This is a genomic window from Priestia sp. 40 (assembly GCF_049368575.1).
In the GTDB taxonomy this organism is placed as follows: domain Bacteria; phylum Bacillota; class Bacilli; order Bacillales; family Bacillaceae_H; genus Priestia; species Priestia zanthoxyli.
The window spans coordinates 1,229,937-1,243,431 of record NZ_JBMPZA010000005.1 but is presented as its reverse complement, the minus strand read 5'-3'; the positions used below and the strand labels follow the sequence as shown (position 1 = coordinate 1,243,431).

The window sequence follows — 13,495 nt, the reverse complement described above, 5'->3', positions numbered from 1 at the left end:
TTCAGTTTTAAATAAAAAGGTAGGGAATGAGATGAACCGGATTTCATGGGATCAATATTTTATGGCACAAAGCCATTTGCTAGCTTTAAGAAGCACTTGTGAACGTTTAGCTGTTGGGGCTACAGTTGTGCGTGATAAACGTATTATAGCTGGAGGATATAACGGCTCGATTAGCGGAGGGGTGCACTGTGCTGATGAAGGCTGTTATGTGATTGATGGACACTGTGTAAGGACTGTACACGCAGAAGTGAACGCACTGCTGCAGTGTGCTAAGTTTGGCGTGAAAACGGAAGATGCGGAAGTATACGTCACGCATTTTCCTTGTTTAAACTGCTGTAAAGCCCTTATTCAAGCAGGAATTAAAACAGTCTATTACGCTAATGATTACAAAAATCATCCGTATGCTGTTGAGTTATTTCAACAGGCGGGAGTGAAAACAGCAAAAGTTGAACTTGATGAAGCAGTCATTGACTTAAAAAGTAAAGAGAAGCTTCAATTTGTGACGGATGTTCTCGCTCGTTTAGAAAAAAGCGGAGCGGACGAAGCTGAAGTGATGAATTTACAGCGTGAGGCTCTCGCTTTGTTTACGGCAAACTAAAGATAGAAGAGGTTTTTTACTCGGTAACAGTAAAAAGCCTCTTTCTTTTAAGAAGAAAGGAGCTAAAAGTGAAAGGATATTATATTTACTGTGCTTTTAGCATGATGCTAGCTTTATATGTATATGATAACCATTCCGCTGTAAGCCTGTTTTTGCTAATCGTACTTTTCATGTTTCAATGGCTACAATGCCCGAGGAAAGTAGTCATTGCTTCTGCACTGTTGAGCGTTTTTTGCGTCTATCTATTAGCTGAGACAAACAAGCATAACAAAACGGTTCTTTTAGCTGAATCTTCTACTTTTACAGGCGAAATTTCATCTGTGCCGCATAGTGACGGCGACAAGCTTACTTTTAAGTTTACGGTTCAAAATGAAGAGGTCATGGCTTTTTATAAACTAAAAACGTTGGAAGAGAAACAGCAGCTCGAAAAGCTAACGATTCATCAAGTTTGTCAACTAGCGGGGCAATTAACTTCCCCTTCACCTGCTCGCAATCTTCATGCATTTGATTATCAGCAATATTTGTACCATCAGTCTATTCATTGGCAGCTTAACGTTAAGAGACTTGATTTGGTAAAATGCCAGCTCCCCACTTTAACTCCACTTACGTACCTTACCTTTATTCGTCAAAAAGGAATTAATTATATTCAACAAAATATGTCGGATCCAGGCGCTGGGTTTATGCAGGCACTAATTTACGGCGAGCGCACTGGCATCGAAGAAGAGAGTATCAAGCGCTATCAGCAATTTGGTTTAATACACTTGCTTGCCATATCAGGTCTTCATGTTGGACTGCTGACAGCCATGTGTTTTTATTTGCTCATTCGGATTGGAATAACGCGCGAGCGAGCCACTACGCTTTTACTTTTGCTTCTTCCTGTATACATGGTTTTGGCCGGTGGCAGCGCTTCAGTTGTCCGAGCTGTTTTTATGAGTATGCTGATGCTTATATCGATAAAGATACAAAGAAAAATTCTTTTGGTTGATAGCATCAGCCTTGCTTTTATAGCCATGCTGCTTTTTAAGCCATACTATTTATTTGATGTAGGATTTCAGCTTTCTTTTGCCGTTAGTTTTGCATTGATTTTATCGAGTCAGACGATTTTACCTCGTTTTCATTCTTCTTTCAGCCAGCTCATGGCTGTTTCAGCGATTGCACAAGTCAGTTCACTTCCTTTATTGTTGTACTATTTTTATGGAGTATCTCTCCTCAGTTTGCCATTAAATATGGTTTTTGTCCCGTTGTTTTCTCTTGTTGTATTACCTCTTTGTTTGCTCATTCTTTTTGTTCGTATCCTCTTGCCGGGAGTGAGTGCACTGCTGGAGCAAATTCTTCACGTTCTTTTACTTTTTTGTGAAAAATTGCTTGGCTTTTTTGAGTGGATTCCCGCTGATTTTGTAACGGGAAAACCCCACATTGTGCTGTTTTTGGGCATGTACTTATGCATTTATGCTTTATTCGTGGCGGTCGAAGACGGGAAATTTTTCGTTCGCTATATGTTTCTTCTCGTGGCATTGTTAGCCGCACAATGTATGTATCCTTATTTGAATCCAAAAGGAACGGTCACAATGGTCGATGTAGGGCAGGGAGACTGCTTTATCATTGAACTTCCTTACCGAAAAGGTGTGTATATGATCGATACCGGAGGAACGGTTTCATTTCCAAAAGAACCATGGCAAAAACGTCGTTCTTCTTTTGACGTGGGAGAAGACGTACTTGTTCCCTTTCTGCATTCAAAAGGAATGACAAAGATAGATAAAATGATTATCACACACGGCGATTATGATCACGCAGGGGCGGCACAGCATTTATTTTCACAAGTGGCTGTCGGAGAGCTGGTGCTTGGGAAAAAAGCCGAATTAAATGACGTAGAGAATGGCTTGGTGATTGCTGCTCAAAAACAAAGCGTGCCTGTTCAAATTGTTCAACAAGGAGATAGCTGGCAAGAAGGAGGTGTCTTATTTCAAGTTATTTCTCCGACAGGTTTCGAAGAAACGAACAACAACGGCTCAATTGTAATAGACGCTAAGTTAGGAAATTTAAGATGGCTATTCACCGGAGATTTAGAAAAGGAAGGAGAACAAAGAATATTGAAAGACTTTCCCAACCTTAAAGCAGATGTATTAAAAGTTGGACATCATGGCAGTAAAACCTCAACTTCAGAAGAGTTTGTTCAACATTTAAATCCTAAAGTAGCGCTTGTTTCAGCGGGGGAAAAAAATCGTTATGGTCATCCCCATCAAGAAATATTAGAGCTTCTGAAAAGCTACGGGATTTATATTTATAGAACGGATGAAGATGGTGGGGTAATGTATGAATTTACAAAAAAGTCAGGAACGTTTTCGCAGCAACTTCCATAGTCTATAGTAAGAAAAACGAACTAAAAAAGACTGCTAAGAAGCAGCCTTGAAGCAATTTTACGAACCCAAGTAGTGAATCACAGTTGCTATAACAAATAAGGCAGTGAAAAAGCCAAATGAAACACCAAATCCTACGGCAGAATCGACAGCGTCGTTGCGTTTACTTTGGACACTTTCTTCAAATTGGTTCATTAACACCCCTCCTGTTTACAGTATAATCTAACTTTTTTTAAAAATCTAGACAATTTAAAAGCGTTTTCACAAACTGACAACAGTTAACAACTATACTTTATGAGCATGAGGAGAAAATAGAGATAAGGGTTTAATCATTAACAAATAAGTAACCTAGGGCTTATATTGTTGATGTTTATCATAAACTGAGGAATTGTCGTTTTAAGACAATTCCTTTTGTATTGTTGCCAAAAACTCGTAACACCTTTACGATAGAAATTGTATTTTGTTTATCAATAACTATACATAATCAATATAGATGAATAAAAAAAGAGGAGCGTATATACGTTGGCAGTTGATAGCTTAAAAAGTATTACCAAAAATAATATAGCCCCCGTTTACTTAATACATGGGGTTAATGCATTTATGAGTAAAAAGATTAGAGATAAAATCGTCGACTATACGTTGAATGAAGAAGATAAAGAATTTAACTTGTCACTATACGATTTAGAAGAGACATCGATTGATCAAGTTCTAGAAGATGCTGAAACGCTTCCTTTTTTAGGAGACAAGCGTGTAGTGGTTGCGAAAAATGCAGCATTTTTAACGGCTGAAAAATCAAAAGATAAAGTCGAGCATGATCTGGCAAAACTTCAGCAATATGTCGAACAGCCCCCGTCTTTTTCAACGTTAATTCTTCTAGCCCCTTATGAAAAGCTGGATGAAAGAAAAAAAATAACAAAATTATTAAAAAAACAAGCAGCTTACATCGAAGCGAACGAATTTGGTGAAAAAGAAATGAAGCAGTGGATTCATAATTTACTTTCAAAAGATGCAGTGAATATGGATGAAGATGCTGAAACACTGCTTATTCAGCTTGTGGGTCTTAATGTAACGCTTGTGACAAATGAAATTGAAAAAATGGTGTTATACGTTGGACAAGGAGGAGTCATCACAAAAGAAGTTGTGCTTAAGCTTGTGGCAAAAACGCTTGAACAAAACGTATTTACGCTTATTGACGCTGTTATTCAGCGAAAGGTTTCTATCGCTTTAAATATGTATCAGGATTTGCTGCGTAACAACGAAGAGCCTATTAAAATTTTATCTTTGTTAGCGACGCAGTTTCGTTTGATTTATCATACGAAGCAGCTGTCTAGTCAAGGATACGGTCAGCAGCAAATTGCTCAAACGATTAAGGTTCATCCGTTTCGGGTGAAAATTGCTTTGCAGCAGAGCAGAAGCTTTGAGGAACAGCAGCTTAAAGAAATTTTAAAGGATTTAGCAGAGGCAGATTATGAAATGAAGACGGGGAAAATGGATAAAGCGCTTATTTTACAGCTATTTTTATTAAAAAGAGCGCAATAAAAAAACGATCCTAATGGGATCGTTTTTGTCTCAATTATGCAGATAAACCGTTAAGTTTTACTGCTAAGCGAGATTTTTGACGAGCTGCAGCATTTTTGTGGATAATACCAGATTGTGCGGCTTTGTCTAATTTTTTAGAAGCAACAGCAAATGCTGCTTTTGCGTTATCTACATCGTTGTTTTCAACTAAAGCTTCAAAGTTTTTGATTGCAGTACGCATAGCTGATTTAGCTTGAATGTTATGAGCACGGCGAGCTTCAGTAGTTTTTACACGTTTGATAGCTGATTTAATGTTTGGCATCCGTTTCACCTCCCGAAATGATAACAATCGAGATTATATAGAACTCGACATTCTTCACAATAAGAACAAAAGATATTTTATCAAACACAAGGACAGAATGCAATAGCCTTGACAAGGAATTTTATATGACAGACCTCTCTTTAAAAGCTTGTAGCTGATATTGCGCCCTTCCTTCTACTTTTCATTTCTTAAATGCATGAATCTGCCAGTCCTCGGTGACAATAATTTCAACAAAGATTGTCTAGGAGGTTAAGAAATGGAAAAAGAACTTGATTTAAGTCAATATAGCGTGCGCACGGATTTAGCTGTCGAAGCAAAAGATATAGCGTTAGAAAATCAGCCTAAACCGAATAACCAGTCAGAAATCAAAGGCGTAATTGTAAAAGAAAAAGAAGAACAAGGTGTCAAAATTTCAATGGTAGAAATTACGGAAGAGGGCGCAGAAGCAATCGGTAAGAAAAAAGGCCGATATGTAACCCTCGAATCGGTAGGCATTCGCGAGCAGGATACTGAAAAGCAAGAGGCCATGGAAGAAGTATTTGCTAAAGAGCTGAATTTTTTTATTAAAAGCCTCAACATTCCAGATGATGCTAGCTGTCTTGTAGTGGGCCTTGGAAACTTAAGTGTTACACCAGATGCGCTTGGACCAAAGGCAGTAGATAATTTGTTGATTACAAGACATTTGTTTGAGCTACAGCCTGAAAGCGTGCAAGATGGCTTTAGACCCGTTAGCGCCATTGTTCCGGGAGTAATGGGAATGACGGGTATTGAGACAAGTGATATTATCTTTGGCGTTGTAAAGAAAGTGAATCCAGATTTTATCATTGCAATCGATGCACTGGCCGCTCGTTCGATTGAACGGGTAAATGCTACCATTCAAATTTCAGATTCAGGTATTCATCCAGGGTCTGGGGTTGGAAACAAACGCAAAGAAATCAGTTATGAAACACTTGGCATTCCAGTTATTGCAATAGGTATTCCAACGGTAGTGGATGCTGTTTCCATTACAAGCGATACAATTGACTTTATCTTAAAACATTTCGGCCGAGAAATGAAAGAGCAGGGAAAGCCGTCTAAGTCGCTGCTTCCGTCCGGTATGACGTTTGGAGAAAAAAAGAAGCTCACCGAGGATGATTTACCCAACGAAGAGCAGCGTCAAACGTATCTCGGTATGATTGGCACCCTTCCCGATGAAGAGAAAAGACGTCTTATTCATGAAGTGCTTGCACCTTTAGGCCATAATTTGATGGTTACACCAAAAGAAGTGGATATGTTTATTGAAGATATGGCTAATGTAGTTGCAGGAGGACTTAACGCTGCTTTGCATCATGAAGTGGATCAAGAGAACTTTGGGGCATATACTCATTAATACGCTTTTAGATGAATGAGTTCTTCAGAATATAGTCATAATGGTTAGTACTACAGAAGATAAAGAAGTAAGGGGCCTAATAATATGATTAAATTTACTTTAAAATCAGTAGTGCTAACCATTTTTTTACTGTGCGTCGTATTTTTAGGGATGCAGACGGCTCAGCAAGGGTTGATTAAAATGAAGGGATATAATGATCCTTCGATTGAACATGTTATTAATGTGTCTAAAACGTCAGATGGTCAGGTGGAAGCTGCTGTTTTAGGTTCAAAAAAAGTCGTGAACATTGATGAAAAACAGCAGTTTTTAGAAAAACGAAAGGCTTTTAACTTTTTCTCCTCGCTAGGTCAAAGTCTAGCGGAAGGCGTGAAAAGTACAATAGGAAAAGCTTTTAAGGCTATCCATCATCTTCTTAATTAAAAGCAGAATCTCTTTCTGCTTTTTTGTATGGAAAAATCCCCAATGGAATGCTTATTGAATGTTGACGAATGTGTTGTTATAATTTAATTTAGTGTATTTTGCCGATTTTCAGTAGGAGTGAAAAAAATATGGATAGAGAAGCAAGATTGAAACGACAATCGAAAATCAGAAACTTTTCGATTATTGCTCATATAGACCACGGTAAGTCAACATTAGCAGACCGTATTTTAGAAAAAACAAATGCGTTAACACAGCGAGAAATGAAAGCTCAGCTTTTGGATTCGATGGATTTAGAACGTGAACGTGGAATTACCATTAAATTAAATGCTGTGCAGCTTCAATACAAAGCAAAAGATGGAGAAGAGTATACTTTTCATCTAATTGATACACCGGGACACGTCGATTTTACATATGAAGTGTCGCGAAGTTTAGCCGCGTGTGAAGGTGCTATTCTAGTAGTAGATGCAGCTCAAGGTATTGAAGCTCAAACATTAGCAAACGTATATTTAGCGCTTGATAACAACCTTGAAATTTTACCTGTCATTAATAAAATTGACCTGCCGAGCGCAGAGCCAGAGCGAGTGCGCCAAGAGGTTGAAGACGTAATTGGATTAGATGCGTCGGAAGCTGTATTAGCTTCAGCTAAAGCAGGAATTGGAATCGAAGAAATTTTAGAACAAATTGTTGAAAAAGTTCCTGCTCCTGAAGGGGATCCAGATGCACCGCTTCAAGCACTAATCTTTGATTCATTTTATGATGCATACCGAGGTGTAGTTGCATCTATTCGTATCGTACAGGGACGAGTAAAAGTAGGCGACAAAATTAAAATGATGGCAACAGGAAAAGAGTTTGAAGTAACGGAGCTAGGTGTGTTAACGCCAAAAGCCGTGGCTAAAGATGAACTTTCTGTTGGCGACGTAGGGTTTTTAACAGCAGCTATTAAAAACGTTGGAGATACGCGAGTAGGGGACACGATTACTCTTGCTAAAAACGGAGCAAGTGAACCTCTTCCTGGTTATCGTCGTCTGAATCCAATGGTATACTGCGGACTGTATCCAATTGATACAGCGAAGTATAACGATCTTCGTGAAGCACTAGAAAAGTTAGAGCTAAATGACTCTGCACTTCAGTTTGAACCAGAGACGTCTCAGGCCTTAGGGTTTGGTTTCCGATGTGGATTCTTAGGGTTGCTTCACATGGAAATTATTCAAGAGCGTATTGAGCGCGAATTTAAAATTGATTTAATTACAACAGCTCCAAGCGTTATTTATGACGTGTATTTAACAGACGAGACTCATCTGTCTGTAGATAACCCGTCTAATATGCCGGACCCACAAAAGATTGAACGCGTAGAAGAACCGTATGTGAAGGCAACGATGATGGTACCAAACGATTATGTTGGTGCTGTGATGGAGCTTTGTCAGAAGAAGCGAGGCAATTTTATTGATATGCAGTACTTGGATGCTAATCGCGTCAGTATTGTGTATGAAATTCCGCTAGCGGAAATTGTATATGATTTCTTTGATCAATTAAAATCAAATACAAAAGGATATGCGTCATTCGATTACGAGCTTATTGGATATCAGCCTTCGAAGCTTGTGAAGATGGATATTCTCTTAAATGGTGAAACGGTCGATGCGCTGTCGTTTATCGTACACAGAGATTCAGCTTACGATCGTGGTAAAGTCATCGTAGAAAAGCTTAAAGAGCTTATTCCACGTCAACAGTTCGAAGTGCCGATTCAAGCGGCAATCGGTCAAAAAATTGTGGCGCGTTCAACAATTAAAGCCATTCGTAAAAACGTTTTAGCAAAATGTTACGGAGGAGATATCTCTCGTAAACGTAAACTTCTTGAAAAACAAAAAGAAGGTAAGAAACGTATGAAGCAGGTCGGATCGGTTGAAGTACCGCAGGAAGCATTTATGGCTGTGCTTCGCATGGACGAAGATTAATAGCTGAAATTCTATTATTTAACATGTCGAATTAGTTTTGAAAATGAAGCTAATCTGATACGATAGTAAAGAGTTTTGAGCGCCGTAAATAAGTGTGAACGAACATAGATAAAAATACCGCAGAGAGACTCTGCGGTATTTTTATCATTTATAAATGTGATTGAGGTGAAAGTCCATGGTGAAGGCAGCATATCTGCATATCCCGTTTTGTCATCATATTTGTCACTATTGTGACTTTAATAAAGTGTTTTTCAAAAATCAGCCTGTTATGCCATATTTAAAAAGCATGCGGGAAGAAATGAAACAAACAGTGGAACGTTATCCAACAACCAATTTAAACACAATATTCGTTGGAGGCGGCACGCCCACAGCGTTAGATGAACAGCAGCTAGAGTATTTTTTAGAATCCATTCGTATGTATCTTCCTTATGACGAAAAAGGTGAGTTTACATTTGAAGCGAATCCGAATGAATTGACAAAGGAAAAGCTTCAGCTTCTTCATGATTATGGCGTGAATCGTTTAAGCATTGGTGTACAAACGTTTAATGAAAGATTATTGGAGAAAATTGGACGTGTGCATTCAAATAGACAGGTATTTGATTGTGTTGAGCAAGCGAGAAAGATTGGAATGTCGAATATAAGCTTAGACTTAATTTATAGCCTGCCGGAACAAACGGTGGCTGATTTCTCTTCTACGCTTCAAACCGCTTTTTCATTAGAGGTAGAGCACATGTCTGCCTATTCGTTAATTATTGAACCTAAAACCGTATTTTATAATTTAATGAATAAAGGAAAGCTGCCTCTGCCTGCTCAAGAAGAAGAAGCAGCTATGTATGAGCTGCTTATGAAAGAAATGGACAAACAAGGTTTTCATCAATATGAAATCAGTAATTTCGCAAAGCCAGGCTACGAGAGTATTCATAATCTAACATATTGGAACAACGAAGATTATTACGGAATTGGGGCAGGCGCACATAGCTATATAGACGGAATAAGACGAGCAAATATTGGACCATTAAAAAAGTACATTGATTCGGTCGAGCAAAACGGAAATGCATATCTCAATGAAGTGAGCGTGACCGAGGCTGAAAAAATGGAAGAAGAAATGTTTTTGGGCCTTCGTAAAACAAAAGGAGTCTCAAAAGAGGAGTTTAAGAAAAAATTCAATCGAGAATTAAAAGATGTATTTGGAGAACCTATTCAAGAATACAAAGAGAAAGGACTTTTGGGTGAAGACAATGGCTCAGTCTTTTTAACACACAATGGTCGATTTTTGGGGAATGAAGTTTTTCAAGCCTTTATTGGGATAATCTAATATCAAATCGTTGACATCGCTATAGTGATTTGGTAATTTATTATTAGATTTAGCACTCAGAGTTTTAGAGTGCTAACAGAGGTGATGAAGCGTGCTTACTGATCGACAGTTATTAATTTTACAAGTCATTATTGATGATTTCATTCGATCTGCGCAGCCGGTAGGCTCTCGAACATTATCTAAGAAAGAAGAGTTTAATTTTAGTTCGGCTACGATTCGCAATGAGATGTCAGACCTAGAAGAACTTGGATTTATTGAAAAAACTCATACTTCTTCAGGGCGCGTTCCGTCTGAGAAAGGTTATCGTTATTATGTTGATCATCTAGTGTCCCCGCAGCATTTGAAAGCAAGCGACGTCTCGACGGTACGTTCAGTATTTGCTGAACGCATTGTAGAACTGGAGCAGCTCGTTCAAAAGTCAGCGCAAATTTTATCTGATTTAACGAGTTTAACGTCCATTGTGCTAGGGCCAAAAGCGGTCAGCCATAAATTAAAACAGCTGCAGATTTTACCTTTAACGGCTCAGTCAGCTGTTGCCATTATTGTGACCGATACAGGACACGTTGAAAGTCGGACGATTACGCTGCCGAGCAGTATTCAACCTTCCGATATTGAAAAGATGGTTAACATTTTGAACGAAAAGCTCATCGGCGTTCGCATTACTGATTTACATGATAAAATGTACAAAGAAGTAGCGACGCTCTTAAAAAGCCACATTCAAGGGTATGAGCAGACGATGGATATACTCAATGATGCATTAAAGCTCAACATGAATGGCAAATTAGTAGTTGGCGGCAAAACGAATATATTTGCTCAGCCGGAATTTCATGATCTTAATAAAATTCGCGGGCTGTTCAACATTATTGAACATGAACAGCAGTTTTATAAGCTGCTAAGCCCAAACGAGGCTGGCATACACGTGAAAATTGGTCATGAAAATAAGTTGAATGAAATGGTAGGGTGCAGCTTAATTACAGCTAGTTATTCTTTTGGTCACGAACAGCTTGGCACAATTGCTATACTGGGACCGACCCGTATGGAATATGCGCGTGTGATTAGTTTGCTTACACTGCTATCATCAGATATGTCTCAAGTGTTAACAAACTTGTATAAAGAATAAAGGAATCGGGTGGAATATATTACTTCCATCCTTTCCCTGTGATAAAATAAAAATCGTTGTTTAAAATGTGAAAATGTGTGTAAACATTTAAGGGAGGTGAATGAATTGTCAAACGAAAAGCAAGTAGAAGAACAAAACGAAGAAGTGGTTGAAGAAGTTCAAACAGAAGCTACTGAAGCAACTGAAACTGAAGCGTCTGAGGAAGTAAACCCTCTTCAACAAGAAAATGATCAATTAAAGCAACAGCTTGAAGAAGAAGAGAATCGCTACTTACGTCTACAAGCTGATTTCGATAATTTCCGTCGTCGTTCACGTCTCGATGCAGAAGCTGCTCAAAAATACCGTGCTCAATCATTAGTTGCGGATATTTTACCAGCACTTGATAACTTTGAACGTGCATTACAAGTTAACACAGCGGACGAACAAACCAAATCTGTGCTGCAAGGTGTAGAAATGGTATACCGTCAATTGGTAGAGGCACTTCAAAAAGAAGGTGTTGAAGCAATTGAGTCAGTTGGGAAAACATTCGATCCATACGAGCATCAGGCAGTGATGCAAGTAGAGGACGATGAATACGAACCGAACACGGTAGTAGAAGAGCTTCAAAAAGGTTACAAATTAAAAGATAAAATCATCCGCCCTGCGATGGTTAAAGTGAATCAATAACACTACATATTATGAAGGAGGTCATTGTCAATGAGTAAGATCATTGGTATCGATTTAGGTACAACTAACTCTTGTGTCGCTGTATTAGAAGGCGGCGAACCAAAAGTAATTCCAAATCCAGAAGGAAACCGTACAACGCCATCAGTTGTGGCATTCAAAAACGGTGAGCGTCAAGTTGGGGAAGTAGCGAAACGTCAAGCTATTACAAACCCTAACACAATTATTTCAGTTAAACGTCATATGGGTACAGACCATAAGGTGGAAGCTGAAGGTAAGCAATACACGCCTCAAGAAATGTCAGCTATCATTCTTCAACATTTAAAAGGTTATGCTGAAGAGTATTTAGGTGAGCCTGTAACAAAAGCTGTTATCACAGTTCCTGCTTACTTTAATGATGCTGAGCGTCAAGCAACAAAAGATGCTGGTAAAATTGCTGGTTTAGAAGTAGAGCGTATTATTAATGAGCCTACTGCAGCAGCACTTGCATACGGGTTAGAAAAAACAGATGAAGATCAAACAGTTTTAGTTTATGACCTTGGTGGCGGTACGTTTGACGTATCTATTCTAGAACTTGGCGACGGCGTATTTGAAGTTCGCGCAACTGCAGGTGACAACCGCCTTGGTGGTGACGACTTTGACCAAGTAATCATCGATTATTTAGTAGCTGAATTCAAAAAAGAAAACGGCGTTGATTTAAGCAAAGATAAAATGGCGCTTCAACGTTTAAAAGATGCGGCTGAAAAAGCGAAAAAAGATTTATCAGGCGTAACATCTACGCAAATTTCTTTACCATTTATCACTGCTGGAGAAGCTGGTCCTCTTCACTTAGAGGTATCTTTATCACGTGCTAAATTTGACGAGTTATCAGCAGGTCTTGTTGAGCGTACAATGGCTCCTGTGCGTCAAGCTTTAAAAGATGCAGGTCTTTCTGCAAGCGAACTTGATAAAGTAATCTTAGTTGGTGGTTCAACTCGTATCCCAGCGGTACAAGATGCAATCAAAAAAGAAACTGGTCAAGATCCTCATAAAGGTGTAAACCCTGATGAAGTAGTTGCACTTGGTGCAGCAATTCAAGGTGGCGTATTAACTGGTGATGTAAAAGACGTCGTATTACTAGACGTAACGCCTTTATCACTAGGTATCGAAACAATGGGTGGCGTATTTACAAAGCTAATTGAGCGTAATACGACAATTCCAACAAGTAAATCACAAGTATTCTCAACGGCTGCAGATAGCCAAACGGCTGTAGATATTCACGTTCTTCAAGGTGAGCGTCCAATGTCTGCAGACAACAAAACGCTAGGACGTTTCCAATTAACAGATATTCCTCCTGCACCACGCGGAGTACCTCAAATCGAAGTATCATTCGATATTGATAAGAACGGTATCGTAAACGTTCGTGCAAAAGATTTAGGTACAAACAAAGAGCAGGCTATTACAATTAAATCTTCAACTGGTTTATCAGATGACGAAATCGAACGCATGGTAAAAGAGGCGGAAGAAAACGCAGATGCTGATAAGCAACGTAAAGAAGAAGTGGAACTACGCAACGAAGCAGATCAATTAGTGTTTACAACTGAAAAAACATTAAAAGATCTTGAAGGAAAAGTAGAAGAAGCTGAAGTAACAAAAGCTAACGAAGCAAAAGATGCTTTAAAAGCTGCGATTGAAAAGAATGACCTTGAAGAAATCAAAGCGAAAAAAGATGAGCTTCAAGAAATCGTTCAAGCGTTAACTGTAAAATTGTATGAGCAAGCTCAACAAGCTCAGCAAGCAGGTGAACAAGGCGCTCAAAATGATGATGTTGTAGATGCAGAGTTTGAAGAAGTAAACGACGACAAAAAATAATGCATCTTGA

General features: G+C 38.8%; 12 protein-coding genes. 10 read left to right on the top strand and 2 right to left on the bottom strand.

All coding sequences use genetic code 11. The features are described 5' to 3' along the window. Window positions 1–31: 31 nt before the first annotated feature. Entirely contained in the window at window positions 32–598 is a 567-nt protein-coding gene (locus ACO1DI_RS07530; RefSeq protein WP_014458174.1) for a ComE operon protein 2, read from the top strand. A 101-nt stretch (window positions 599–699) separates the two neighbouring features. Continuing rightward, complete coding sequence (locus tag ACO1DI_RS07525) at window positions 700–2,958, top strand: DNA internalization-related competence protein ComEC/Rec2 (protein WP_264195616.1); 2,259 nt, start codon at window positions 700–702, stop codon at window positions 2,956–2,958. A 57-nt stretch (window positions 2,959–3,015) separates the two neighbouring features. On the opposite strand, the gene ACO1DI_RS07520 is transcribed toward ACO1DI_RS07525, so the two are convergent. After that, entirely contained in the window at window positions 3,016–3,150 is a 135-nt protein-coding gene (locus ACO1DI_RS07520) for a YqzM family protein (RefSeq protein ID WP_013059251.1), read from the bottom strand. 327 nt (window positions 3,151–3,477) lie between these two features. On the opposite strand from ACO1DI_RS07520, the gene holA reads away from it, so the two are divergent. Then, entirely contained in the window at window positions 3,478–4,494 is a 1,017-nt protein-coding gene (gene holA / locus ACO1DI_RS07515) for a DNA polymerase III subunit delta (RefSeq protein WP_042991883.1), read from the top strand. Between the two features lie 34 nt (window positions 4,495–4,528). Here the strand turns inward: holA and rpsT are convergent, their stop codons facing one another. Next, a complete protein-coding gene (gene rpsT, locus ACO1DI_RS07510) occupies window positions 4,529–4,795 on the bottom strand; it encodes a 30S ribosomal protein S20 (protein ID WP_013059249.1) in 267 nt (88 codons plus the stop codon). Between the two features lie 256 nt (window positions 4,796–5,051). Between rpsT and gpr the strand changes: the two genes are divergently transcribed. The 7 genes from gpr to dnaK all read left to right on the top strand — a co-directional run bounded on the left by gpr (window position 5,052) and on the right by dnaK (window position 13,485). Continuing rightward, window positions 5,052–6,164 carry a GPR endopeptidase gene (gpr, locus tag ACO1DI_RS07505; protein ID WP_013059248.1) on the top strand — a complete coding sequence of 371 codons (1,113 nt, stop codon included), beginning with the start codon at window positions 5,052–5,054 and terminating at the stop codon, window positions 6,162–6,164. An 84-nt stretch (window positions 6,165–6,248) separates the two neighbouring features. Continuing rightward, window positions 6,249–6,584, top strand: coding sequence for a DUF3679 domain-containing protein (locus ACO1DI_RS07500; protein ID WP_014458177.1), 336 nt, complete (start codon window positions 6,249–6,251; stop codon window positions 6,582–6,584). Between the two features lie 128 nt (window positions 6,585–6,712). Next, window positions 6,713–8,536, top strand: coding sequence for a translation elongation factor 4 (gene lepA / locus ACO1DI_RS07495; RefSeq protein WP_013059246.1), 1,824 nt, complete (start codon window positions 6,713–6,715; stop codon window positions 8,534–8,536). Between the two features lie 175 nt (window positions 8,537–8,711). Next, complete coding sequence (hemW, locus tag ACO1DI_RS07490; protein ID WP_014458178.1) at window positions 8,712–9,851, top strand: radical SAM family heme chaperone HemW; 1,140 nt, start codon at window positions 8,712–8,714, stop codon at window positions 9,849–9,851. 91 nt (window positions 9,852–9,942) lie between these two features. Next, the gene (gene hrcA, locus ACO1DI_RS07485) at window positions 9,943–10,971 is read left to right on the top strand and encodes a heat-inducible transcriptional repressor HrcA (protein ID WP_377572776.1); all 1,029 of its coding nucleotides are present in this window, start codon (window positions 9,943–9,945) and stop codon (window positions 10,969–10,971) included. Window positions 10,972–11,076: 105 nt separating this feature from the next. Further along, a complete protein-coding gene (gene grpE / locus ACO1DI_RS07480) occupies window positions 11,077–11,637 on the top strand; it encodes a nucleotide exchange factor GrpE (RefSeq protein WP_014458180.1) in 561 nt (186 codons plus the stop codon). 30 nt (window positions 11,638–11,667) lie between these two features. Next, on the top strand, window positions 11,668–13,485 hold the full coding sequence (gene dnaK / locus ACO1DI_RS07475; protein ID WP_014458181.1) for a molecular chaperone DnaK: 1,818 nt from the start codon (window positions 11,668–11,670) through the stop codon (window positions 13,483–13,485). Window positions 13,486–13,495: the final 10 nt, after the last annotated feature.

What these genes read in the sequence shown, in the direction of transcription:
- dnaK (WP_014458181.1), top strand. Translation starts at nt 11,668, where the DNA reads ATGAGTAAGATCATTGGTATCGATTTAGGTACAACTAACTCTTGTGTC.
- rpsT (WP_013059249.1), bottom strand. Translation starts at nt 4,795, where the DNA reads ATGCCAAACATTAAATCAGCTATCAAACGTGTAAAAACTACTGAAGCT.
- gpr (WP_013059248.1), top strand. Translation starts at nt 5,052, where the DNA reads ATGGAAAAAGAACTTGATTTAAGTCAATATAGCGTGCGCACGGATTTA.
- ACO1DI_RS07520 (WP_013059251.1), bottom strand. Translation starts at nt 3,150, where the DNA reads ATGAACCAATTTGAAGAAAGTGTCCAAAGTAAACGCAACGACGCTGTC.
- hemW (WP_014458178.1), top strand. Translation starts at nt 8,712, where the DNA reads ATGGTGAAGGCAGCATATCTGCATATCCCGTTTTGTCATCATATTTGT.
- ACO1DI_RS07525 (WP_264195616.1), top strand. Translation starts at nt 700, where the DNA reads ATGATGCTAGCTTTATATGTATATGATAACCATTCCGCTGTAAGCCTG.
- ACO1DI_RS07530 (WP_014458174.1), top strand. Translation starts at nt 32, where the DNA reads ATGAACCGGATTTCATGGGATCAATATTTTATGGCACAAAGCCATTTG.
- ACO1DI_RS07500 (WP_014458177.1), top strand. Translation starts at nt 6,249, where the DNA reads ATGATTAAATTTACTTTAAAATCAGTAGTGCTAACCATTTTTTTACTG.
- lepA (WP_013059246.1), top strand. Translation starts at nt 6,713, where the DNA reads ATGGATAGAGAAGCAAGATTGAAACGACAATCGAAAATCAGAAACTTT.